Annotated in this window: 1 tRNA gene and 1 rRNA gene (1 of these 2 cut by a window edge); both read right to left on the reverse strand. The window is 54.6% G+C overall.

Going from position 1 to position 930, the window contains the following annotated elements:
* Positions 1-534, reverse strand: a 16S ribosomal RNA gene (locus CAPSK01_RS22760); it reaches 1,505 nt to the left of the window's first position.
* Between the two features lie 163 nt (positions 535-697).
* Positions 698-774: transfer RNA gene (locus CAPSK01_RS11510), tRNA-Met, on the reverse strand.
* Between the last annotated feature and the right edge of the window lie 156 nt (positions 775-930).

A 930-nucleotide genomic window follows, 5' to 3' on the forward strand; every position in this document is an offset into this window, starting at 1 on the left:
CTACGTATTACCGCGGCTGCTGGCACGTAGTTAGCCGGTGCTTCTTATTCGGGTACCGTCATCTACTCAGGGTATTAACCCAAGCAATTTCTTCCCCGCCGAAAGAGCTTTACAACCCGAAGGCCTTCTTCACTCACGCGGCATGGCTGGATCAGGCTTGCGCCCATTGTCCAAAATTCCCCACTGCTGCCTCCCGTAGGAGTCTGGGCCGTGTCTCAGTCCCAGTGTGGCGGATCATCCTCTCAGACCCGCTACGGATCGTCGCCTTGGTAGGCCTTTACCCCACCAACTAGCTAATCCGACATCGGCCGATCCCAGAACGCAAGGTCTTGCGATCCCCTGCTTTCCTGCTCACAGAATATGCGGTATTAGCGTAACTTTCGCTACGTTATCCCCCATTCCAGGGCACGTTCCGATGCTTTACTCACCCGTCCGCCACTCGCCACCAGGGTCGCCCCCGTGCTGCCGTTCGACTTGCATGTGTAAGGCATGCCGCCAGCGTTTAATCTGAGCCAGGATCAAACTCTTCAGTTCAATTCCTAAAACTCTCGCTCGACGTACTATCAATCCAGATCCCTCCAGATCAATAGCGCTTCTTCCATCGGTACGAGTCCTTCTCTATCCTTCATCCATCCGCTTGCGCAGATCGTACTAGATCAAGAACCCACACCTATCGGTTGTCCAATTTTTAAAGAGCTGGTTGCGGGGACAGGATTTGAACCTGTGACCTTCGGGTTATGAGCCCGACGAGCTGCCAGACTGCTCCACCCCGCGACCGTGGCGGGAGGTCGATAAGAACCCCCCCATATTTTTCTTCGCGCGCTTCATGGAAGGAAGTCGTGCTGCTGTTATCTCCCGAATAGAACCACGTGCTGCGAAGAAGGAGCATTCTATCAGCGCCCCATTGGTCAGTCAACACCGTTTGTTGCC

The organism is Candidatus Accumulibacter vicinus, assembly GCF_000584955.1.
Classification (GTDB): Bacteria; Pseudomonadota; Gammaproteobacteria; order Burkholderiales; family Rhodocyclaceae; genus Accumulibacter; species Accumulibacter vicinus.